This is a genomic window from Peribacillus kribbensis DSM 17871, from assembly GCF_000430765.1.
Lineage (GTDB): Bacteria > Bacillota > Bacilli > Bacillales > DSM-1321 > Paraperibacillus > Paraperibacillus kribbensis.
In genome coordinates this window covers 22442-45781 of sequence record NZ_KE387241.1, presented here as the reverse complement: position 1 = coordinate 45781, position 23340 = coordinate 22442, and the positions used below count along the sequence as shown (strand labels likewise).

The window sequence follows — 23340 nt, the reverse complement described above, 5'->3', positions numbered from 1 at the left end:
CACTTTGAAAATAGAATAGGAGGATTCATATGGGAAACAAGGTAGCGGTGGTTACTGGAGGAGGATCTGGAATTGGAGCGGCTGCAGCCAAAAGGTTCGCTAAGGAAGGTATGAATGTGTGCATCATAGACATTAAGGAAGAAAGAGCAGAAAAAGTCCGCAGTGAAATAGCTGACGGCGGTGCAGAGGTTTTTGTGGCGGAGGCTGATGTTTCGAATAAGGAGGATGTATTTTCTGCCATTCAGCAGGTTATGGAAAAGTGGGGGCAGATCGATGTGCTTTTTGCTAATGCAGGCATTAACGGAACGATTACCTCCATTGAGGAGATGGAAGCGGAGGATTGGGACCAGACTATGACGATAAATCTGAGAGGGACCTTCCTTCTGGTTAAATCTGTCATACCGCACATGAAAAACAGCGGCGGAAGCATCATTATCACGAGCTCTATTAATGGTAACAGAATGTTTAAAAATATCGGCTTCTCTGCTTACAGCACTACAAAAGCAGGGCAGGTAGCCTTTATGAAAATGGCAGCTTTAGAGCTTGCCAGATATAAAATCCGGGTAAATGCAATCTGTCCTGGAGCCATCGATACCAACATTGATCAGAATACCTTCACTCAAAAAGGAGTCGAGGAGGTGAAGATTCCAATTGAGTATCCGGAAGGAAATCAGCCGCTCGAAAATGCAGCAGGCAAACCAGAACAGGTAGCGGATCTTGTTTATTTCCTTGCCTCAGATCAGTCCTCACACATCACAGGTACCGAAATCTATATCGATGGAGCAGAATCCCTGCTGTAATTATATGAAACTGGCCTCTGGCCAGTTTTTTATTTGTCTGTTTTCACAAACTTTGCTGCTTTTAGAACAAGGTGGTTGATTTCCGCTCCAGGATGCTCGCTTTCCACGGGTAGGTGAGCCTCCTCAGCTCCGCCTTTCGGGTCTCACCTGTCCTGTTAATCATCTTTTGCTCTATTCAACCTGTTTTAACAATGGAATCGTCTCGTAGAACGTAAAAACCATTTTTAGAAAAGAAAAATCGGAAGCGGCGTCAGCTTGGGCAGCAAGCCTGCCTTAGGGAAGATTCGGAACTTGGGTCCGAAAGCCTCAAAGCCGCCCTTTGTTTAGAGGGAAAAGCCGGTCAAGTTGTCCGAAAGCGAGTCTCATTCGGACAGGTTGAGAGGTACAGCCAGGGAAGTAGTCCGAATGCGGGTCTCATTCGGACAGGTTGAGAGAAATAGCCAGGGAAGTAGTCCGAATGCGAACCCAATTCGGACGGGTTGGGAGGCAGAGTCAGGGAAGTTGTCCGAATGCGAGCCCCATTCGGACAGGTTGAGAGGCAGAGCCAGGGAAGTAGTCCGAATGCCGCCCGCGTTTATACATTTGAACCATTCGGAGCCCGGGAAACGGGGCAGACCCCATAATTGCTTTAATGTATTTGTAATATTCAAAATTATTAGTATAATAGCTTTATAAATGGAAAAAGGAGGGATAGTTTTGAAAGCGCTTAAATCGATATTGATTTGGGGCATTGTTTCAGCTCTTGGGGCAGCGGGGTTTGCCGTGCTTGCTTTGAAGAGGGGGGAGTCTATAAATGCAATCTGGCTCCTTGTGGCTGCGGTCAGCACGTATGCCGTTGCTTATCGTTTTTACAGCCGGTATATAGCTGAAAAGGTGTTTGAACTGGATGATACCCGCAAGACTCCGGCTGAAGTTCACAATGATGGAAAGGATTATGTACCGACGAATAAGTGGGTGCTATTCGGCCATCATTTCGCAGCCATCGCGGGTGCGGGACCGCTTGTGGGACCCATCCTTGCCGCACAGATGGGATATCTTCCGGGAACCATCTGGATTGTGGCAGGAGTAGTTCTTGCCGGAGCCGTCCAGGATTTTGTCATCTTATTTGGTTCCATGAGAAGGAAAGGAAAGTCGCTGGGAGAAATCATTAAAGAAGAAATGGGTCCTGTCACAGGCATTATTTCCATGATAGGCATCCTGGGAATCATGATTATCTTATTAGCTGTATTAGCCTTAGTTGTAGTGAAGGCGCTCGTAGGAAGTCCTTGGGGAATGTTTACGATCGCGGCTACCATTCCAATCGCTATTTTCATGGGCATTTATATGAGGTTTATCCGTCCGGGCAGAGTCGGGGAAGCTTCAATTATAGGAATCATTCTTCTATTATTATCACTTTACGGCGGGCAATATGTATCACAGCATGAGGCACTCTCTGCAATGTTTACGTTCAAAGGTGAAACGATTGCCATTATGATGATCGTTTATGGCTTCATCGCTTCAGTCATGCCGGTCTGGCTATTGCTTGCCCCGCGGGATTACTTAAGCACTTTTTTAAAGGTAGGTACGATCGCTGCTTTGGCTCTAGGGATCCTAATAGTGGCACCTGACCTGCAGATGCCTGCTGTCAGCAAATTCATTGACGGTACAGGACCCGTATTTTCAGGGAATTTGTTTCCATTTTTATTTATAACGATTGCCTGCGGATCCATATCCGGGTTCCATGCCCTGGTTTCCTCTGGAACGACTCCTAAAATGATTGAACGGGAATCGCATGCAAGACCGATTGGATATGGGGCGATGCTTACCGAATCCTTTGTGGCAGTAATGGCTATGATTGCGGCATGCGTCCTGACGCCGGGTGTGTATTTTGCGATCAACAGCCCTCCTGCTGCCATCGGGGTCGATGCTGTCCAGGCGGCCAAAACGGTAACAGAGTGGGGTTTTACGATTACACCGGACGACCTTACCACTCTCGCCAAGGACGTTGGAGAAGGAAGCATCCTCTCAAGAACCGGAGGGGCCCCAACGCTTGCTATAGGAATGGCTTATTTGTTTTCAAATGTCGCAGGGGGAAAGGCCTTAATGGCTTTCTGGTATCATTTTGCGATATTATTCGAGGCCCTGTTCATTTTGACTACAATAGATGCTGGCACACGTGTAGGACGCTTTATGATTCAGGATCTCATTGGACAATTTTATAAACCGTTCGCTAGAACGGAATCACTTTTCGCCAATATTATTGCAACCACCCTTTGTGTTCTTGCCTGGGGTTACTTCCTTTACCAGGGAGTCATTGATCCTCTTGGCGGTATTAATACGCTTTGGCCATTGTTTGGGATTGCCAATCAGATGCTTGGAGGGATAGCTCTCCTCCTTGGAACAACCCTGCTGTTTAAAATGGGAAAAAAAGCATATGTATGGATCACTCTTATTCCAACTACCTGGCTCTTGATTGTCACCATGTCTGCGGGATGGCAGAAGCTGTTCCATGATAATCCTAAAATTGGCTTCCTTGCACACGGAAGGGTCTTCAAGGATGCTTTGGACAGCGGGAAAGTGCTCGCCCCGGCAGCAACGAAAGCGCAAATGAAGCAGGTGGTCATGAATGACTATGTCGATGCGGCCCTGTGCGCCATCTTTATGGTGGTTGTGATTGCTGTTTTGATTTCGGCCATCAAGATTTGGTTCAAAGTTTTATCAAACAAAAAAGTCACGCTGCATGAAGATCCTTATATAAAAAGAACCGGGGAGGGCCCTAAACAATATGCTGGCTAAACTCCTAAAAGCAATGAGCTATCGCAGGCAATTTATCTCCCTCCTGGTCGGGGTCCCAGACTATGAGAAGTATGTCGATCATATGAAAAGGCATCATCCGGATGAAAAGATCCAAAGCAGAAAAGAGTTTTTCTGCGAGGCCCAGGATGCCAGATACAATGCAAAGGGCGGAAAAGTCTCCCGGTGCTGCTAAAAAAACTGCGGCAGAATCCCGTTTATTCATAACCTAAAAGACACTTTCCAGCCCTGGATTAACATCGAAATGAAAAAAAGCTGTTCCAGGTATCATGCCAGGAACAGCTTTTTTAGTTTTACCGATCAATGAGGGAAAAACACAAGCTGAATGACAAATAAAACAGCAAAGATGTATACCAGCGGATGGACGGCCTTCCACTTGCCCTTTGCCATTTTCATCAGCGGGTAAGAGATGAATCCAAAGGCGATCCCTGTCGCAATGCTTGACGTCAGCGGCATGGTTAGGATTACAATAAAGGCAGGAAAGGCTTCATCAAAATCATCCCAGACAATATGCCGTACATTGCTAAGCATCAAAGCCCCTACAATGACAAGTGCCGGTGAAGTGATTGCCGCTATTCCTGAAATCGCGCTGATCATCGGTCCGAAAAATGCTGCAATGGCAAAGAACAAGGCTACAAACACTGAAGTCAGGCCAGTACGCCCGCCTGCAGCAACCCCCGAAGCGGATTCGATATAGGCAGAGGTTGGGGTAGTCCCAAAGATGGCTCCGAACAAAGTGCCTACAGAGTCTGCCACAAGGGTCCTTCGTGCACGCGGCAGTTTGTCACCCTGCATAAGGCCAGCCTGTTTAGCCACTCCGAGTACCGTACCGGTTGTATCAAAAATGGTAACCAGGATAATGGAAAAGATGGCCGGATATAGGCTGAACTGGATGACATCACTGATGGCATGGACCGGATTGTACGCAACCAGCCCTTCTGGAAGAGAAGGAAGCGAGACAAATCCCTTGTTGAAGGAAAGCTGTCCGGTAAACATAGCGATGATGCCCGTCAAGACGATTCCGATAAAGATGGCCCCGGGTACATTCAAGGTAATCAGGATGAGTGTAATGGCAAGTCCGGCCAATGCCAGCACAACGCTCGGTGAATGCAGATTGCCAAGCCCGACAAGATTTGATGGATGTGCTTTGATAATCCCTGATAACCTTAGGCCGATGAATGCAATGAACAGGCCGATTCCAGAAGTAATGGCGTACTTAAGGTTTTCAGGAATGATCCGGATCAGCATGGACCGGAGTCTGGTTAGGGATAATATAAAAAATAGAATGCCCGTTATAAATAATGCGGAAAAGGCTTCACTGTAACCAATTCCGCTGTGTGCCTGGATGACCGTGTAAGCAAAGTATACATTCGTACCCATGGCAGGCGCGACAGCAATGGGGTAGTTCGCAGCCACGGCCATGAACAAGGTTCCGATGATGGTTGCGATGATGGTGGCTGTAAAGCCCTGTTGAAAGGGCACCCCAGCATCTGAAAGAATCAGCGGATTCACAACAATGATATAAGCCATTGTAAAAAAAGTTGTGAGGCCGGCTGTTAATTCAGTCCCAGGGGTTGTATTGTTCTTTTTTAAATCAAACATGATGACTCTCCTATTTAGCTGTTTATATGCTGTTTCTGAAAAACACCCTGTTAAGAGTATCATTTCCTTCTTTACAATTCAATGATGCAGTACACGCTGCTTCAGCAGGGCTATAACCCAAGGGTTAAAAAAGTTTAACAAACTCTTCTTTTCTTGTTGTTCTTATATAAATATAATTGTATTTTTAGAATAGAAAGAAAAAAGGGAGGTGTAAAGGCTTTAGAGCAATAGATAATCCTATAAGGATTTATAAAAAATTATTTTTATATAGGAGGAATTCTATGGATTATGGGGTATTGACGTCAATAGCGATTTATATGGCAGGTATGCTCTTAATCGGGTATATAGCCTATAGGAGAACAGCTAATCTCTCCGATTATATGCTGGGGGGACGGGATCTCGGCCCTGCTGTAACAGCTTTGAGCGCCGGGGCATCCGACATGAGCGGCTGGCTGTTAATGGGTCTGCCTGGGGCCATGTATGCAAATGGTGTTTCAAGCGGCTGGATAGTTGTAGGATTATGCCTTGGGGCATATGCGAACTGGCTCTATGTCGCACCCAGGCTTCGGACTTATACAGAAGTTGCCAACGATTCTATCACCATCCCGGATTATCTGGAAAATCGATTCAAGGATGAATCGCGGATATTAAGGATTGTTTCGGCGCTTGTTATTTTAGTGTTTTTTACCTTCTATACCTCCTCCGGGATGGTTGCCGGGGGAGCTTTGTTTAAGACAGCATTCAATATGGACTATTCGGCCGGATTATGGATTACGGCTGGTGTTGTGGTTTGTTATACATTGTTTGGCGGATTCCTGGCAGTGAGCTGGACCGATTTTGTTCAGGGAACCATTATGTTTATTGCCCTTATCATCGTTCCAATCGTCGTTTTTGTGAATAATGGCGGCGTAGGCCATACATTTGACGTCATTCATGACATTAATCCTGAGTTACTTTCGGTATTTAAAGGGATCACACCCATCGGAATTATTTCTCTTTTAGCTTGGGGACTGGGCTATTTTGGCCAGCCTCACATCATCGTCCGTTTCATGGCCATTGCATCTGTTAAGGAAATGAAGAATGCCAGAAGAATTGGTATGGGCTGGATGGTCTTTTCGATTGTAGGCGCTATGTTCACCGGCCTTATAGGGATTGCCTATTTCCATATTACCCATCAAACCTTAAATAAAGCAGAAACGGTATTTATTGTGCTCTCCGATCAGCTTTTCCCTGCTTTGATTACCGGCTTTTTGCTTGCTGCCATACTGGCTGCAGTCATGAGTACAATATCCTCCCAGCTTCTGGTCACATCCAGTGCCCTGACTGAGGATTTCTACAAAGCTTTTATACGAAAAAATGCTTCCAATAGGGAGCTTGTACTTGTCGGCAGGTTATCTGTTCTCGGAATCGCCCTGATCGCATTGTGGCTGGCCGTCCATCCAAGCGATACCATCTTGAATCTGGTCGGATATGCCTGGGCTGGTTTCGGTGCTGCCTTCGGTCCGCTAATCCTTCTCAGTCTTTACTGGAAGCGTATGAACAAGTGGGGAGCGCTTGCGGGGATGATTGCGGGAACACTCACGGTCATCATCTGGGAGCAGATTGACGCCTTTTCGGACGTATACGAGCTCATCCCAGGATTCATTATCAGCGGGATAGCCATCATTGTGGTAAGTCTGTTAACACTGAAGCCATCTGAAGAAATCAACAAAGAGTTTGACGAAGCAGTGCGAAAGCTGTCATAGTCCTTTCTTAAATGAAATAAGGCTGTACCCATAGGGTGCAGCCTTTTAAATGCTTAGATATTGAAAAGGAATTCAATCTTTCGAACGAGAGACTGCATCCCTTCTTCACTTTCCAGGTTGGAAAGCATCCCCCGTATGACAGGGATCCTTGGATTTTTGGACAGCATCTCGGATTCTATGAGCTCCAGGGACACCAGGGCATCCTCCGAATCTTTATAATCCTCCTTTGCAGAAGAAATGGCCTGGAGGACGGAATCCCTGTCCACTTTCCCAGGAAAAGGACAATTCATGAACTCTGTAAGTTTGTGGCTGGTGATAATCGGGTTTGCATCAGACTGTAGTAACCCTTGTGCTATATCATGAGTTCTATTCAGGATAAACCCAGCGATCTCGTACAGATCAAGCTCCATATTCAAAAAAAGGATCAGCTCCAAATAGGAGTGGATCATTCCCTGAACAAGAATAGTCAAATCCCATTGATATTCTTCTATTGGCTGCCCATAAAGGGAGTAGATATTCTGCCGGATCATTTCGGCAGATTCCCGGCGCATGCTTTTTATCGTCTCTGCTACTGAATCGTTAAAAGGAAGAGCCTGCTCGCGGGCGTGCATGATAATGAAGTCCTTCTTATTTAATATGGACTCATATTGGCAGACGATATGTTCTATAAATAGATCCTCAGGAGCCAGATTCAGACCTTTTAAGCTCTCCATTTTTTCTTTGTTTTTTTCATAATAGTATTTAAAAATCTCAAGAAGCAGGGCTTCTTTGGATTTAAAGTGCAGATAGAAGGCACCTTTGGATATACCCGCATGGCTGGCAATTTCCTGAATGGAAGTTGCATCGAATCCTTTTGCCGCAAATAACTTAATGGCTGTCTCCATAATCGTTCTTTCTTTTTCCTTCAAAATACCACCGCCTAAAAGCTAATATGTATGATAATCCCAGACATTCAAATTATTAAGAATTTGTGAATTGGAAAGGAATGTATTGACGGTGAATGACCGGTCAGATATATTATTATATATTATGACCGACTGGTCAATGCTTTATCTGTAAAAGGGAGGGTAAAATGAATAAAATCATCAATTTTACACTGAGAAATAAATTTGCCGTCTGGCTGATGACACTCATCGTAGTGGCAGCGGGCCTGTATTCCGGCATGAACATGAAGCTTGAAACAATCCCGAATATCAGTACTCCTGTACTGAGCATTACGACTGCATACCCGGGCGCGACTCCTCAGGAAGTCGCCGATTCAGTTTCCCAGCCGATCGAACAGGCTGTGCAGAGCATGAGCGGAGTAAAAGTAGTAAGCTCGACTTCTTATCAGAATGCTTCGTCCATACAGATTGAATATGACTTTGGAAAAAACATGGACGATGCCAAGAAAGATGTAGAGGAAGCTGTTTCTGGTATCAAATTCCCGGATGGCGTCCAGGATCCGAAGACTTCTAAATTGAACTTTAACGCTTTTCCAATCCTGACTCTTAGTGTTTCTAATGATAAAGAATCTCTGGCAAAGCTGACAAAAACGGTTAAGAACAAAATAGCTCCTGCCTTGGAAGGAATCGATGGTGTTTCCTCCGTCCAGATTTCCGGACAGCAGGTGGATGAGGTAGAGCTGACATTCAAGCAGGATAAAATGAAACAGCTGGGCCTTAATGAAGAAACCGTCCAAAACATCATCAAAGGCTCGGATGTCAATATTCCTCTTGGGCTTTACACGTTTAAGGATACAGAAAAATCCGTAAAGATTGATGGGAATATTACGACCATTTCAGATTTAAAGAATCTGGAAATCCCGGCAGTCCCTTCATCAGGCGGAGGGGCTTCACAGCAGCAAAATTCAGGTATGGGCAGCCAGCAGGGTGCAGGCAGCCAGAGCCCGCAAGGCCAAGGCACCAACGCCGGGGCAGCTGCACTCCAGGGCAGAGCTCAGCAGGGAAGTACTGCCATCCCGGCTGTAAAGCTTAAAGAAATCGCTGATATAAAGGAAGTCGGGAAAGCTGAATCCATATCCCGGACAAATGGAAAAGAAGCGATCGGAATTTCGATTGTAAAGGCGCAGGACGCCAATACGGTGGATGTTGCGAACGATGTAAAAGATAAAATGAAGGACCTAAAGAAGGAAATCGGCAGCCTTGAGACAGTGTATACATTCGACCAGGCAACACCAATTGAAGACTCTGTCAGCACGATGTTAAATAAAGCTGTGTTTGGCGCCATTTTCGCCATAGTCATCATCCTGCTGTTCTTGAGGGACATTAAATCTACGCTGATTGCAGTTGTATCCATCCCGCTTTCGTTGATTATAGCCATCCTGGCGTTAAAGCAGATGGATATCACCCTGAACATGATGACACTGGGTGCCATGACGGTCGCGATAGGCCGGGTAGTGGATGATTCGATTGTTGTTATTGAAAATATCTACCGAAGAATGTCTCTTAAAGAGGAATCCCTAAAAGGCGGAGACTTAATCCGGGAAGCTACAAAGGAAATGTTCATTCCCATTCTTTCCTCAACCATAGTAACTGTGGCTGTATTCCTGCCATTGGGGCTGGTTAGGGGCATGGTTGGCGAACTCTTCCTTCCGTTTGCCTTGACCATTGTTTTTGCACTTGCAGCTTCCCTGATTGTGGCCATTACCATTGTGCCGATGCTTGCATCATCTCTGTTTAAAAAGGGAGTCAAGGTACATGAGAATCATGGTCCCGGAAAATTGGCAGGATTTTATCGGAAGCTTCTGAACGGAGCTTTAAATCATAAAATCATCACCTTTATCGCAGCCGTTCTGATTTTGGCTGGAAGTCTGTTCCTCATCCCGGTTATAGGTGTGAGCTTCCTTTCTTCTGAAGAAGAGAAGATGATGATTGCTACATTCAAGCCTGACCCTGGGGTAACCCTGAATCAGTCTGAGGATGCAGCAAAGAAAGCTGAAGACTTTTTCGAGAACCGTAAGAATGTAAAAACGGTCCAAATGTCCCTTGGCGGAGAAAATCCAATGAATCCCGGAGAAACGAACAGTGCCATATTCTACGTACAATACAAGGATGACACACCAGACTTTGAGAATGAAAAGGACAAAGTGATCAAAAAGCTTCAGTCATTCACTGACAATGGCGAGTGGATGTCCCAGAATTTCAGTTCCAGCGGTTCCAGCAATGAAGTGAAGATGTATGTGTACGGCGACAGCATGAAGGACATTAAACCTGTTGTCGGCGATATCGAGGATATCATGAAAAAAGACAACAGGCTGAAGAATGTGGATTCAAGCATGTCTGAAACATATGCGGAATATACGCTGGTTGCAGACCAGAAAAAACTGAGCAGCCTGGGCCTTACTGCTGGCCAGATCGGAATGGCACTCAGTCCGCAGAGAAATCGTCCAGTTCTGACCAAGGTAGTGAAGAATGACGAAGAATTAAATGTATATGTGATGGCCGACAAGGAAACCTACCATTCCATTTCGGATATTACCAATAAGACCATTTCTTCTCCAATCGGCGGAGAAGTAAGGATTAAAGATGTTGTCGATGTCAAAGAGGGCACAACATCCAATACCATCAGCCGAAGAGACGGCAAAATTTATGTAGAAGTAAGCGGCCAGCTGAAAACAGATGATGCTGCGAAGGCTTCTGCCGATATCCAAAAGAAAGTCGATAAGATCGATAAAGGCAATACAGAAATCAATATGGGCGGTGTCAGCCAGGATATTAATGAATCCTTCAAGCAGCTGGGTCTTGCCATGCTTGCAGCCATCGCCATTGTTTACCTGGTCCTCGTTATAACATTCGGAGGAGGGCTTGCCCCGTTTGCCATTCTGTTCGCCCTGCCGTTTACGATTATCGGAGGCCTGCTGGGACTTCTGATTGCAGGAGAAACATTAAGTGTTTCTGCCATGATCGGAGCGCTGATGCTGATCGGAATCGTCGTCACCAACGCCATTGTCTTAATTGACCGTGTCATCCATAACGAGAAAGCGGGCATGAGTACCAGAGAGGCCCTGCTTGACGCGGGGACAGTCCGTCTCCGTCCGATCCTGATGACTGCCATCGCTACAATCGGCGCACTTATTCCTCTTGCGCTCGGTATTGAAGGAAGCGGCATAATTTCCAAGGGACTCGGCGTGACCGTAATCGGCGGCTTGACAAGCTCAACCCTGCTGACACTGGTTATTGTTCCAATTGTCTACGAGGCATTAAGCAGGATTAAGAACCGTAAGAAGAGAAAGAAAGATAAATGATAAAAAAACCTGAGCTGTCAGAGTAAGAGATCCGGTTTGAGGTGCTTTCTCATAAGGTGCCGAATTGACAGTGAAAAAAGTGAAACCCGCCATCGTTATTGGCGGGTTTCTTTAGTAGGTATTATCAGCCTGGGTGCAGGTCCCCAGGAAACTGAACAATAGTCTCATAGTAAAGGCGGCCTCTGGAGATATTACTATAAAAGATAAGGCTGCTTCGCTTAAGTCAGAGGTTCAATCAGGAGATATCAAGTTAACAGGTATACAAATATCTGGTGATTTTGAATTAAATTAACAGGCTGTCAGCTCTTTTATGTTAATATATTCTCTATAATATACTGAAGGAGATTTACATGACTCAAACAGATGAATTTTTAAATAAATTGAAGCCTGCATTTTTGGAGAACTGGAATAATTCAGGTTTTTCTGCGCCAACAACTATCCAAGAAAAAGCCATACCCGTCATGCTTGAAGGAAAGGACCTTATGGCCCAGTCTCCTACAGGCACTGGAAAGACGCTCGCCTATCTTCTGCCTGCCTTAAATAGCATCAACGAAGAAAGCTCTGCAATCCAGGCCCTGATCCTTGCCTCTTCCCATGAGCTTGTGATGCAGATTAATGAGGAAATTCAAAAGTGGACAAAGGGAACAAAGATTTCCGGAGCTTCCTTTATTGGCGGAGCCAACCTGAAGAGGCAGCTTGAGAAATTAAAAAAGCGCCCTCAGGTTGTAGTCGGAACCCCCGGACGAATTTTTGAACTGATTAAACAAAAGAAGATGAAGATGCATGAAGTAAAAACGATTGTCCTTGATGAGGGAGATCAGCTTTTAGTTCCAGAGCATACCGGGACGATCCAGAATATAATTAAAAGTACTTTGAAGGATAGACAAGTTGTCTTGTTTTCTGCGACTCTTGGCGAGGAAATTGAAAACCGTGCGAGAGAACTGATGTCCGAACCAGAGGTAATTACCGTAGAGAAAGAGGAAAACATTCCTTCAAAGGTAGATCATATTTATTTTATCTCCGATCCCAGGGATAAAATAAAGCTCCTTGAAAAAATCAGCAGACTAAAAGGTATGAAGGGGCTTGCTTTTGTCAATGATATTGGCAATTTAAGCGTGCTTTCTGAGAGACTTTCCTATAACAAAGTTCCTCATGGAGTCTTGCATGGGGAATCAAACAAAAAGGACCGTGAAGCAGCGATTAAGAGTCTTCGTGCAGGGGAGCATTCATTACTGCTCGCTACAGAAGTCGCGGCGAGGGGACTGGATATAAAGGGACTGACACATGTTATTCATTATGATTTGCCGAAAACTGTAGAGCAGTATATTCACAGATCAGGCCGGACTGGACGATCAGGCGCTGAAGGAACCGTCATCTCTCTTCTTTCACCAAGTGAAGAAAGAGATTTAAAACGGTATGCAAAAGCACTGAACATAAGCATTTCGCAAAAAAACTTCTATAAGGGTGAAATTGGAGACCTGAGGGAAGAGAAAAAACCGGCAAAAGTTCATAGAAAATAAGGTAAAGGGCAGCGGCATGCTGCCCTTTTTTCTGTGGAACTAAATGATGCTGCGGCTTGAATTCTTATTTTTCCTCGCGGAAACAAAAAGAGCAGTTCCCCATAATACAAAGATAACAGCATACGTCAGGTAGATAAAGGCTTCGGTGAAGAGTCCTCCTGTATTCAGAAGAGTGCGCAGATTGGTTAAGATAATAATCCCGCCTACCAAGATTCCCAGGATGTGTGCAGGCATTTTCTTAACGAGCCAGGCTGCAATTGGAGCGGCAAGCATCCCACCCGCCATAATAGCCAGCACCCAAGTCCAGCTGACTTCCTTCCATCCTAAGGAGACCAAAAATCCAAGAGTGGCTGAGAGGGATACAGCAAATTCGCTTGTATCTACTGAACCGACAATCTTCCGGGGCTCATCATCATTTTTAGCAAGGAGGACAGGCGTAGTGACGGGCCCCCAGCCGCCACCGCCGGTTGCATCCATGAATCCGGCGACAAGGCCGAGAGGGATCAGCTGTTTCTTTGAAAATCCCTTTTTCGCATAGTGCTTTTTCTGTTTTATAAAGGCAAATCGGAAAATGACATAGAAGCCCAACAGCAGCAAAAATCCAGATATATAAGGTTTGATTACATCTCCGGGAAGACTGCTTAAAAAACAGGCACCCGCGAAAGCACCGATGGACCCTGGCAGTATCAGTCTAAAAACGGTCTGCTTATTGACATTGCCAAACCGGATATGCGAGATGCCTGATGCTGCATTGGTCACTACTTCGGCAAGGTGGACCGAAGCGGATGCAGCAGCAGGGGCAGAGCCGAGCAGCAGAAGAAGTGATGTAGAAGTAATGCCAAAGCCCATACCGAGGGAGCCGTCAATAAGCTGGGCAGCCAGGCCGATAAATGCCAGGATTAATAGTTTTCTCATATGGAACCTCCGAGGAGTAATTAGATGTATATATTGGTATGAAAAAAGGAGGGCATTTGCCACGAAGATTTGACGGTTTTTCATGAACATTTTAGAAAACGCTTACAATTTTATATGATGCATCATAAAATGAAGAAGAGCTATCATTTTTTCGGGGGGATTTTCTATGGAAAAAAAATTTAGCAATATGGAAACACAAGTGATACATTCAGGGAGCCAAAATGATCTGCTCGGCAGTCTCACTATGCCGATATTCCAGACTTCTACCTTTACTTTTGCATCGGCAGAGCAGGGAGAGAGGCGTTTTGCGGGTGAAGAGGACGGCTATATCTATTCGCGGCTCGGCAATCCAACCGTGAAGGCACTGGAAGAGAGAATAGCCCTCCTGGAGGGAGCTGAAGCAGGACTTGCTTTCGGTTCCGGAATGGCGGCAGTATCAGCGGTACTTCTGGCACTGACAAAATCAAGCGACCATATCATTTGTTCCCAAGGGTTGTACGGATGTACCTATGGACTATTAGAATTAATGGAGGAAAAGTATAACATTACCCACAGCCTGTCATTCATGGAAAACGAAGAGCAGATCCGAAGTTTGATCCGTCCTGAAACGGTATGCATCTATATAGAGACTCCGATAAATCCCACGATGAAGATCATCGACCTGGAACTGGTATCAAAGATAGCGTATGAATACGGAATCCCGGTAGTTGTTGATAATACTTTCAGCTCTCCTTACTTGCAGCAGCCCTTAAAGCATGGATGTGATATTGTGCTCCACAGTGCAACCAAATATATATGCGGCCATGGGGATGTAGTCGGAGGCCTGGCCGCAGGAAAGAAGGACTTTATTGATAAGGTTGCCAAAACCACTTTGAAGGATATTGGAGGAATCATGGCCCCATTTGATGCCTGGCTTCTCCTGAGAGGGCTGAAGACCCTGCCAGTACGGATGGACCGGCATTGTGAAAATGCTGCCCGAATCAGTGAAAAACTAAAATCCCATCCTATGATAGAGAAAGTATTATTTCCCGGAGACCCTGAGCATCCTGACTATCCCATCATGCGGAAGCAGATGAAGCAGGGAGGCGGACTGATTTCATTTACCATAAAGGGCAGCAAGCAAGATGCCCAAACTCTCATGAATTCTCTGAAGCTCATACAAATTGCTGTCAGCCTCGGAGATGCAGAAACGTTGATCCAGCACCCCGCAACCATGACACATGCAGTGATTCCGGAGAATAAAAGAATCGAAATGGGTATCACAGACCAGCTGATCAGATTGTCCGTCGGCCTGGAAAAGTGGGAGGATTTGTGGGAAGACCTGGAGCAGGCACTAAATTTTTGTATGAGATAAAGCCATAGGTTCTATGGCTTTTTTCCGGCAGGAAGGCAGCAGCTATTAAGGCAGCCCTGGAGGGGGAAGTGATCCTGGGTATTTAGAAAGGTGGATTTGTATGTATCACACAAGGATTGAACCTAGAGTGTCAGAAACAGATGGAGTAGGACATATCAATAACACCACCATTCCCATATGGCTCGAAGCCGGGAGGAATGAAATCTTTAAGCTGTTCACACCTGATTCTTCCTTCAAAAATTGGAGGATGATCATTTTAAATATGAATGTGGACTATGTCAGCCAGATTTATTATGGGAAAACAGTGGACATATATACCTGGGTGGAAAAAGTCGGCCGTACAAGCCTGGTCTTATATGAAGAAATTCATCAGGGAGAAACTCTATGCGTGAAAGGAACAGCCGTATACGTGAATTATCATATAAAAGAAAAATACTCAGAACCCATTCCTCCAGAAATACGAAAAGAGCTGGAATTGCATCTCCGTAAATAAGGGAGACAGGCCTATTTCTCGAAAATAGGCCTTGTCCCCTAGTACTAAGGCTTCAAAACAACTTTAATGCACTCATCTTCATGATTGGCGAAGACTTGGTAAGCCTGGCTTGCCTGGTCGAGCGGGACACGGTGTGTGATGATTTCGGTCGGATCGAATTCGGCATTCATGATTTTATCAAACAGCATCGGCATATAATGGATGACTGGGGCCTGTCCCATTTTTAATGTCACGTTCCGTTCGAAGATATTACCGAGCGGGAACATATTGTACATAGAACCGTAGACTCCAGTAAGCTGGATGGTCCCAAACTTCCTTACGGCATTCAAGCCGATTTGGATGGCGCTGATGGTCCCGCCCTGCAGCTTTAATTTTTGCTGGACAGCTTCAATGGGAGATTTCTTGCCATCCATTCCAACGCAGTCGATAACCACATCTGCTCCTCCGTTTGTGATTTCTTTTATATAAGAACCTGTGTCATCGTGTTCATCGAAATTAATCGTTTCTACTTTATTCTTGTTTTTTGCGTGGTTAAGGCGGTATGGCAGATTATCAACGGCTATGACCCGGCCGGCGCCCTTCATCCAGGCGAACTTTTGTGCCATCAATCCTACTGGGCCGCATCCGAGAACCACGACTGTATCACCCTTCTTCATCCCGGAGTTCTCGATGCTCCAATAAGCTGTTGGAAGTACATCTGACATAAACAACAGGGCTTCGTCTTCCAGCTCGCAGGATTCAGGGATTACAAAAGGCATAAAATTACCATACGGTACACGCAGCAATTCTGCCTGTCCACCCTGATAATTTCCGTATCTTTCTGTGAAGCCAAAATAGCCTCCGCTGTCTATCGGTGAAGAGGAATTCGAATTATCACATTGGCTTTCCATGTCATGCTGGCAATAATAACAATGACCGCATGAAACATTAAATGGCAGGACAACACGGTCCCCTTTTTTTACCTTCGTAACTTCAGAACCTACATCCTCAACAATTCCCATGGGTTCATGCCCGATTACATAATCCTTGTGTGCCGGCAGAGCTCCAGCATATATGTGGAGATCTGAACCGCAAATAGCGGTAGATGTGACACGAATTATAATGTCATCCTTTTTTTCGATCTTCGGATCCGCAACCTCTTTGACTTGCATATTTTTTGCTCCTTGAAATGTTACAGCCTTCATAATCTACCTCCTAATTATGGGATATTGGGTCTATACCCCTAATTTTCAGCAATTAAATCTCATTTATTTTAATAAATGATAAATCCGGGTCCTTCTGCCCTCTATCGTCTAAACCAGCAGGAATACGGTGAGATCTCAGGCCGGTTCACATCCGATAACATGTCAGGCGCCAGCAGAAGTGAATAAGGAAAATCGATTCTCTGAAGCTTCCTTCCGGAGTAAAGACAAGGTCTGAAGGGAAGTCCCAGGCTATGAACGAAGGCTTTATCACCATGACACCGGCCATGGCCGCAGCGGTGGTATTCGTGTTCATCGTCATGCTTGTAACCTTTGGAAATGTCATGGACAGGCTGCTTAAAAACAAAAAAGAGACCGCAGATATCTGCGGTCTCTTCGTTTACAGTTAATGATTTGCGCTTCGGCCGCGGACGGCTCTCATAATGAAGCTTACAATCAGAATCAAGATAATGGCACCGAGTAAAGCAGGGATAATAGCAAATCCAGCTACATCAGGACCCCAATCTCCGAAAACCAATCCGCCAAGCCATGCGCCGATGAAACCAGCGATAATGTTACCAATGATACCGCCTGGAACATCACGTCCTAAGATTAATCCTGCCAGCCAGCCTATGATACCGCCGATAATTAATGACCATAAAAAACTCATAATAGCATATCTCCTTTTTTGGTTGAATTTTTTGCTTAGCTTATAAGCTTGTTCTTTTTTTGCCCCTTATAGACACTTCTTAAACATCGAAATTTAATCACTGCTCTTCTCTCCTTAAAATAACCGGATTCCTTCCTAATTATTATTTATTTTAAAATTTTTTTTAAGATTTTATGTGTGGTCCAATAAGGATTTGAATGAATTAACACTCCTGCCATAAAAAGTTAGGCTTGAAACATAATATTCAGGGAAAAAGTAAAGTGAAGCAGTCCGCACTCATTATGGAGGAGCTCTGGATATGAAAAGTAGAATTAATTTGAAGGAACAAAAGCTGAATCATGCACTGCTGATGTTTGTACTTCCATTTTCTTTTAAAAATAATGTTATAAAGCCTTTGCGTGAAGATTTGAAAAAACAGGGGTATGAATGGTTTGAACTCGATAAACTTTCACTGGAGAAAAGCTATTATGGAGACTTTTCTGTTTCTCATGAAAATATTGAAAGCTACTATCTGCCTTTTACCAACAAGATTCTCTTCCCCGCCTCTAAAGAGCATGAAGGCTTTCACCGTTATTCAAAACCCCTGAACACAAACTGCTATTTTAAGGCTGAGCATTTTTCCCTTCCATTTAAGCTTTTATCAACCGATATCACCATCTGCCCGTTTAATGTTGGCTTTCTCACCCTCCGCCTGCAGGTGGGAGAAGAAGATTTTGCAGCTGCAGTGGAATTCACGAAAAGATTCAGAAGCCTGAATTCACGAAGAAATATAAATCATGAAATCGAGATAGAAGGGGAAGCTGCCATATATAAAGAAGTGGAAGAATTTATCTTTGATTTTGTTAATCCATCCATTCCCCAGTATATGGACCACAAAAATATGGAGGAATCCTATTTTGAGACTTTTCCCTTCTTTGAGGATGACCGTATGTATGTTCAATCCATATTCGCACTCAAGGGCGAGGAGAAGATTGATAAAATTGAAGCATTCCGGGCTGCCAATCTTGATGGCCTCGATAAAAACGGCTTTCCAGAGATCAGTTCCTCCAGTGGAGAATATATTAACGATTTTCTGGAGGAGAATAGTTATAAGAGGTGGGAGCCGGATACTTACTATGTGGTAAAAGAAGACCATTTTTCCTGTGTGACCAATGAACAGGGAGAATCGCTGGAAGGCTGGGTCAGCCAGATGTTTGGAGAACATTATTATGGACTTCTTTTAAATCTTTTTCATAAAATCGTACTCCTGAAAATCGCAAATGATTATTCTGAGATCCGGATTGAACGGGATAAAGAAAAGGTTGAAGAACTAATCTATATCGTCAATGCTTTTACAGCCAATTACTATTTTGTCGAGCTGGCCGCTGAATCTCAGGGCCGTGATCTTTTCCTTCATCTCAGAGAAGAGTTCAAGGTCGATCAGATGTATAGCGATGGAAAGGAGACCCTCGAGAGCCTGTATCGGTATCAAGAGGGATTTAATGACAAAAAGGACAGTCTGCTTTTGTTATACCTGACCCTCTTCACGGTAATCAGCGGTATCTACGGGATGAATCAGGTAATAGATGATTTTAAGGGGAATATTCATTGGAATAAGGTACTGCACTATAATCTTTTTGAGTATATTGCGTTATTTGTAGCAGTCAGTGGTATGGTTGTCTCCATATACTTAACGATCTCCAATTTTCTATCCTGGAGAAATGACAGGAAGAAGAGGGAACTATGGGAGGAAAGGACGGCAGTCTCGAGAAGGAGATAGGATGAAGGCAGCCGCAGGCTGCCTTCATCCTAATGCTGCTTATAAGATCCTCGTACTGCTTTTTTGGTGAGACGAAGGTTTTTCAGACCGCTGGTGCTGAATGCGTTATCGCTTTCCAGCCGTTCTTTTACAGGGCCGCCCCCCATATTCTGATCCAGATTATGATTGGTAGTCTCCATAAACATCCCTCCTTTAGTACCACTATTCATATTCTTTGTTTCTGTCTGCTGAGAATATACCCCTAAATATTATTTTGAATAATGACTCCTGCCGGGAGAATATGGTTTAAAAATCGTGGTGCCAAGCACTTTTCCAAAGGAGCTTGAAAAGCGCGAGGTTTCTTATGTTCTATTTAACTTTTCAGCAGGGGATGAAAGTGCAGAAGGGCACTGGGCGCAGGGGCTGAGTATGGATGGAGAAGGGGTATTTCAGTTTGTGGAAAATCTTGTCCCTTTTGCCAAAGCCCTAAGCTCAAGCCAGCGCCGCCGTATATTCATGATACTCCTCCGGAGGTCATTAAAGGAACAAATTTTATTCCCCCAAATATGGCTTAATGCAGGCAGGGTCAAAGGTATTAGAGCATGCATGCCCTTTTTTCACGTGTTTGCAAGAAGGCCGAAATGACGGCAGATATGGTTTATAATATAATAGGGAAATGAAGGAATATCCATTTACAGTGTGAGCAGGGATTTTATAACGCGGTGCTTTTGTTCTATTTATAATAGAATGGTATTCTCTCTATAACGGTATTTAAATTAATACGATACGCAATGAAAGAGGAAGTAGGAATTATATGTTTAAAAGCTCAAGATATTTAGCCAGATTATCACTTCTGATCATGGGAATTGGATTTATTGTTACGATACCTTTCCAGGATTATTTAATAATGAGGCTGCTGCAGGGGGGATTTGAAGCAGGGATCGTCGGAGGGCTGGCTGACTGGTTTGCTGTCACAGCCTTATTCCGCCATCCTTTAGGACTGCCGATCCCCCATACTGCATTGCTGCCTAAAAATAGAGACCGCATGGTCAATGCCCTTGTATCCGCTCTTGAAAATAACTGGCTTACAAAGGAAAGCATCATTGAAAAAATACAGCAGATTTCCATCATCCGGAAGGTGCTGGGTTTTGTGGAAAACAGATTATATTCGGATGGAGTCAAAAAGGGTATAAAATCGGTTGGAGGTTATGCTTTAAATCAAGTCCATCCGGAAGATCTGACTCCATTCATTGAAAGAAAGATGAAGGAATATCTTTCTTCCGTTCAGCTGCAGCCGGTGCTTTCGTCTGTCGTAGAAAGTACGGTAAGCCGAAAATACGATGAAAAGCTGCTGGACAAGCTCATTGGGGCCGGTGAGAACTGGCTTCATACCCATAATCGAAGCACTCAATTAGGAAGAATGGCTCTCCATGCCCTTGACCAGATGGAATTTGACGGGTTCCTGCAATTTGCCATTAAATCCTTCCGCAGCGTTATGAGTGAGGAAAAGCTGGGTAACATCATCCAAAGCCTTCTTGCAGGAGGAATTGAAAGCCTAAAAAGGGAAGACAACTCCAACCGCCAGACCCTTCTTGCCTATATCCGCAGAGAGTTGAAGGGACTGACCGAGAATGAAAAACTTCTTTCAGAAGCAGAGGGATTTAAGCTGCAGCTGATCAACGAATGGGACCCGCACCAATTAATTTCAACAAATTTGGAAAAGCTTATTGCAATCTGCCGTGAAAAGCTGGAAGATGAGAAACTTTGGGACCAGACCATCCTGCCATTCATACACAGCCGGATTAACGGATTACAAAGTGATGAACAAAAAATAGAAGCGTTAGAACAATTTGTCCAAGGACAAATTGCACAGGTCATCGAGGACAATCACAAGAAAATCGGAAAGCTTGTTCAAGAAAACCTTGATAAGCTGGATAATGAAACCTTGATTGAAATTATGGAAAACAATATTGGAAAAGACCTGCAATGGATCAGGGTGAATGGGGCAGTATGCGGCTTTATCATCGGCCTTGTAATTACGATTATTAAAATGCTGGTCAGCTAAGATAATGAAGGAGACAGAATCAACCATTCTGCCTCCTTTTATTTATGAAGTCTTTACTTGGGATCACTTACCTTAACCAGGAGTTTTCCTGTGTTTTTCCCGCGGAATAAATCAAGGAATGCATCGGGAATATTTTCGAAGCCCTCCCGGACCGTCTCTTCATATTTCAGTCTGCCTTCCCCAAGCCACTTTCCAAGATCAGCAGCGCCTTCCTTAAAGCGCTTTGCATAGTCTCCCACAGTAAAGCCCTGCATGAGTATACTCTTTTTAATCAGGAGTGTCTGAACTCTTGGTCCAATATCTCTTTCCTTAAGATTATAGGTACTGATGGCGCCGCAGACAGGAACCCTCGCCAGCCGATTTAACCGGGCATGAACCTTGTCCGAAATCTCTCCTCCGACATTATCAAAATAAATATCAACACCGTCAGGGCACTTTTCCTTCAGTTCAGCACGAAGATCAGGAGTTGTTTTATAATTTATCGCATCATCAAATCCGAGATCTTCAACCAGGTACCTGATTTTTTCATCTGACCCGGCAATACCTATCGTGCGGCAGCCCTTGATTTTTGCAATCTGTCCTACCGTCGAACCAACGGCTCCAGCCGCACCAGACACTACAACCGTTTCTCCTTCCCGAGGCTTGCCTATATCAAGAAGGCCAAAATAAGCGGTTAAGCCCGGCATCCCCAGAATGCCGAGATGAGTGGAAATGGGAGCGGCAGCCGGATCAATCTTTCTGACTTCCTTCGCCTTTGCAATGGAATACTCCTGCCATCCCAATGTCCCGATGACAAAATCTCCTTCATTGAAGTCAGGAGATGCAGACCGTTCGATTTGTCCGACCACACCGCCTGTAATCACCTCGTTTAAAGGAAAGGGCTCGATATAGGACTCCGCATCCGTCATCCTTCCCCTCATATAGGGATCAACGGACACATATACAGCACGAATCAAAACCTCTCCATCTGACAGATCAGGAATGGCTGCCTCCCTGATCTCAAATGTACGTTCATCCGGCATCCCTACTGGACGGCTTGCAAGAAGAATCTGCTTATTTTGCATACTACCACTCCTCAAATTGGATAAATTTTCACTCCTAATTCAAGGCTATCATCCCAAGTGAGAGAACGTCAAAAATAAGCTGGAATGCTCCGGGTATATTTACGTGTCGGGAGGCGGAAGGGTCTGCAGCCTCCTGGCTGGAACTTGTTGTTATTGCAGAAATGGCAGGTAGAAGAGGTCTCAGGACCAAAACTTAGTTTGAGAGTGGAAGAAACGGTTCAGAGGAGGGCTTTCAAGATCAAAACTCAGGCTGAGAGTGGAAGAAACGGTTCAGAGGAGTGGTATCAAGACCAAAACTTAGTTTGAGAGTGGAAGAAACGGTTCAGAGAGAGGCTCTCACAAGACAAAAACTCAGGCGGAAAGCAGAACAAAAGTCATAGAAGGATTCCCAGTGAAATTCGTTTTGAGAGTGGAAAAATCGTTTAGAAAGAGGCTCTAACGGACATACCTCATCGAGGGAAGGAAAGCTCTGTCCATTAGCAGGAGTCTAAAGGACAAAACCCGGCCAGTGGAAGAAAGCTCTGTCCATTAACAGGAGTTTAAAGGACAGACCCTATCCAGCGGAAGAAGAATTTGTCCGTTAGGAGGAGTCTAAAGGACAAAACCCAGCTAGTAGAAGAAAGCTCTGTCCATTAGCAGGGGTTTAAAGGACAGACCCTATCCAGCGGAAGAAGAATTTGTCCGTTAGGAGGAGTCTAAAGGACAAAACCCAGCTAGTAGAAGAAAGCTCTGTCCCTTAGCAGGGGTCTAAAGGACAAAACCCAGCTAGTGGAAGAAAGATTTGTCCCTTGGCAGGAGTCTAAAGGACAAAACCCAGCTAGTGGAAGAAAGATTTGTCTCTTAACAGGAGTCTAAAGGACAAAACCCGGCCAGTGGAAGAAAGATTTGTCCCTTAGCAGGGGTCTAAAGGACAAGCCCTATCGGGGGAAAAGTAGATACTTCTCCAATAGGAATTTCTGCAGACCAAATCTAAGTGAAAAGTGATGATTTGCGCTTGATCAAGCTCATTCAGACAAATTAAATATTTTAAATAAATGTGTTTAACCTTATTGCCAGCGGCTATATAAATAAGGCAACGCTGAAATACAAAAAACGAGGGGACTGATAGCCGATGAGTCGATTAGCAGCGACTTCAATTGGAGTATTTGGCAATG

Annotated in this window: 19 protein-coding genes and 1 pseudogene; 13 read left to right on the top strand and 7 right to left on the bottom strand. The window is 44.6% G+C overall.

The genetic code is table 11. The features are described 5' to 3' along the window. The first annotated feature begins 29 nt into the window (after positions 1–29). The 3 genes from H539_RS0120450 to H539_RS0120440 all read left to right on the top strand — a co-directional run bounded on the left by H539_RS0120450 (position 30) and on the right by H539_RS0120440 (position 3768). Positions 30–800: an SDR family oxidoreductase gene (locus H539_RS0120450; RefSeq protein WP_035323587.1), complete on the top strand. Its 771-nt coding sequence runs from the start codon at positions 30–32 to the stop codon at positions 798–800. Positions 801–1496: 696 nt separating this feature from the next. Beyond that, positions 1497–3575, top strand: coding sequence for a carbon starvation CstA family protein (locus H539_RS0120445; RefSeq protein ID WP_026695066.1), 2079 nt, complete (start codon positions 1497–1499; stop codon positions 3573–3575). Continuing rightward, on the top strand, positions 3565–3768 hold the full coding sequence (locus tag H539_RS0120440; RefSeq protein WP_026695065.1) for a YbdD/YjiX family protein: 204 nt from the start codon (positions 3565–3567) through the stop codon (positions 3766–3768). The genes H539_RS0120445 and H539_RS0120440 overlap by 11 nt, the downstream gene beginning before the upstream one ends. 125 nt (positions 3769–3893) lie before the next feature. On the opposite strand, the gene H539_RS0120435 is transcribed toward H539_RS0120440, so the two are convergent. After that, positions 3894–5195, bottom strand: a complete 1302-nt coding sequence (locus H539_RS0120435; RefSeq protein WP_026695064.1) for an NCS2 family permease — start codon at positions 5193–5195, stop codon at positions 3894–3896. 281 nt (positions 5196–5476) lie between these two features. Here H539_RS0120435 and putP point away from each other — a divergent pair, with 281 nt between their 5' ends. Beyond that, a complete protein-coding gene (gene putP / locus H539_RS0120430; protein WP_026695063.1) occupies positions 5477–6940 on the top strand; it encodes a sodium/proline symporter PutP in 1464 nt (487 codons plus the stop codon). Positions 6941–6993: 53 nt separating this feature from the next. Here the strand turns inward: putP and H539_RS0120425 are convergent, their stop codons facing one another. Further along, positions 6994–7848: a TetR/AcrR family transcriptional regulator gene (locus H539_RS0120425; protein ID WP_026695062.1), complete on the bottom strand. Its 855-nt coding sequence runs from the start codon at positions 7846–7848 to the stop codon at positions 6994–6996. A 164-nt stretch (positions 7849–8012) separates the two neighbouring features. Between H539_RS0120425 and H539_RS0120420 the strand changes: the two genes are divergently transcribed. The 3 genes from H539_RS0120420 (at position 8013) to H539_RS0120415 (ending at position 12706) form a co-directional block, all read left to right on the top strand. Further along, positions 8013–11186, top strand: a complete 3174-nt coding sequence (locus H539_RS0120420) for an efflux RND transporter permease subunit (RefSeq protein WP_026695061.1) — start codon at positions 8013–8015, stop codon at positions 11184–11186. Between the two features lie 133 nt (positions 11187–11319). Continuing rightward, positions 11320–11478 carry a DUF4097 family beta strand repeat-containing protein gene (locus H539_RS33450; RefSeq protein ID WP_220096138.1) on the top strand — a complete coding sequence of 53 codons (159 nt, stop codon included), beginning with the start codon at positions 11320–11322 and terminating at the stop codon, positions 11476–11478. A 58-nt stretch (positions 11479–11536) separates the two neighbouring features. After that, positions 11537–12706 (top strand): DEAD/DEAH box helicase, encoded by a 1170-nt coding sequence (locus H539_RS0120415; protein ID WP_026695060.1) that lies wholly within the window; start codon positions 11537–11539, stop codon positions 12704–12706. Positions 12707–12745: 39 nt separating this feature from the next. On the opposite strand, the gene H539_RS0120410 is transcribed toward H539_RS0120415, so the two are convergent. Continuing rightward, on the bottom strand, positions 12746–13621 hold the full coding sequence (locus H539_RS0120410; protein ID WP_026695059.1) for a sulfite exporter TauE/SafE family protein: 876 nt from the start codon (positions 13619–13621) through the stop codon (positions 12746–12748). A 166-nt stretch (positions 13622–13787) separates the two neighbouring features. Between H539_RS0120410 and megL the strand changes: the two genes are divergently transcribed. Together megL and H539_RS0120395 are read left to right on the top strand one after the other, a co-directional pair. After that, complete coding sequence (gene megL / locus H539_RS0120400) at positions 13788–14975, top strand: methionine gamma-lyase (protein WP_026695058.1); 1188 nt, start codon at positions 13788–13790, stop codon at positions 14973–14975. 100 nt (positions 14976–15075) lie between these two features. After that, positions 15076–15468, top strand: coding sequence for an acyl-CoA thioesterase (locus H539_RS0120395; RefSeq protein WP_026695057.1), 393 nt, complete (start codon positions 15076–15078; stop codon positions 15466–15468). 44 nt (positions 15469–15512) lie between these two features. On the opposite strand, the gene H539_RS0120390 is transcribed toward H539_RS0120395, so the two are convergent. Then, positions 15513–16652 (bottom strand): zinc-dependent alcohol dehydrogenase, encoded by a 1140-nt coding sequence (locus H539_RS0120390; RefSeq protein WP_026695056.1) that lies wholly within the window; start codon positions 16650–16652, stop codon positions 15513–15515. A 251-nt stretch (positions 16653–16903) separates the two neighbouring features. On the opposite strand from H539_RS0120390, the gene H539_RS31720 reads away from it, so the two are divergent. After that, positions 16904–17059 carry a hypothetical protein gene (locus H539_RS31720; RefSeq protein WP_155890171.1) on the top strand — a complete coding sequence of 52 codons (156 nt, stop codon included), beginning with the start codon at positions 16904–16906 and terminating at the stop codon, positions 17057–17059. Here the strand turns inward: H539_RS31720 and H539_RS0120380 are convergent. Next, on the bottom strand, positions 17056–17319 hold the full coding sequence (locus H539_RS0120380) for a GlsB/YeaQ/YmgE family stress response membrane protein (protein WP_026695055.1): 264 nt from the start codon (positions 17317–17319) through the stop codon (positions 17056–17058). The genes H539_RS31720 and H539_RS0120380 overlap by 4 nt on opposite strands. Positions 17320–17617: 298 nt before the next feature. Between H539_RS0120380 and H539_RS0120375 the strand changes: the two genes are divergently transcribed. Beyond that, positions 17618–19078 (top strand): hypothetical protein, encoded by a 1461-nt coding sequence (locus H539_RS0120375; RefSeq protein WP_026695054.1) that lies wholly within the window; start codon positions 17618–17620, stop codon positions 19076–19078. A gap of 29 nt (positions 19079–19107) precedes the next feature. Here the strand turns inward: H539_RS0120375 and H539_RS31715 are convergent, their stop codons facing one another. After that, positions 19108–19257: a hypothetical protein gene (locus H539_RS31715; RefSeq protein WP_155890169.1), complete on the bottom strand. Its 150-nt coding sequence runs from the start codon at positions 19255–19257 to the stop codon at positions 19108–19110. A 112-nt stretch (positions 19258–19369) separates the two neighbouring features. Between H539_RS31715 and H539_RS0120365 the strand changes: the two are divergent. Continuing rightward, positions 19370–19632 (top strand): annotated as a pseudogene (locus H539_RS0120365) (manganese catalase family protein); the annotation flags it as partial. A gap of 239 nt (positions 19633–19871) precedes the next feature. Further along, on the top strand, positions 19872–21122 hold the full coding sequence (locus H539_RS0120360) for a DUF445 domain-containing protein (RefSeq protein ID WP_026695052.1): 1251 nt from the start codon (positions 19872–19874) through the stop codon (positions 21120–21122). Positions 21123–21175: 53 nt separating this feature from the next. Here the strand turns inward: H539_RS0120360 and H539_RS0120355 are convergent, their stop codons facing one another. Then, entirely contained in the window at positions 21176–22186 is a 1011-nt protein-coding gene (locus H539_RS0120355; RefSeq protein WP_026695051.1) for an NADP-dependent oxidoreductase, read from the bottom strand. Positions 22187–23340 lie beyond the last annotated feature (1154 nt).